This window comes from Streptomyces sp. URMC 126, from assembly GCF_051386555.1.
In the GTDB taxonomy this organism is placed as follows: domain Bacteria; phylum Actinomycetota; class Actinomycetes; order Streptomycetales; family Streptomycetaceae; genus Streptomyces.
In genome coordinates this window covers 1-240 of sequence record NZ_JBPQTX010001294.1, presented here as the reverse complement: position 1 = coordinate 240, position 240 = coordinate 1, and the positions used below count along the sequence as shown (strand labels likewise).

The following is a 240-nucleotide window of genomic DNA, read 5'->3' as shown; positions in this document are numbered from 1 at the left end:
GGGCTGGGTGCAGCGCCGCTATGCCCAGGAGCCGCGCCAGCCCGTGCGCTTCTATCTGGATGCAGGCCGCTACGAGCGTACACGCGGCGGGCAGGACGGCATCCTGGAAACCAACCGCCACCTGGCCGACGTGCTGCGCGCCAAGGGCTACGAGGTCACGCAGGCCGAGCATGAAACCAGCCATGACTACCTGCAATGGCAGGGATCGCTGGCCTGCGGCCTGGTGGCCCTGCTCAACCC

General features: G+C 68.8%; 1 pseudogene. It reads left to right on the top strand.

The window, feature by feature from the left end:
- Window positions 1–43 precede the first annotated feature (43 nt).
- A pseudogene (locus ACSNOK_RS36020) lies at window positions 44–240 on the top strand (enterochelin esterase); the annotation flags it as partial.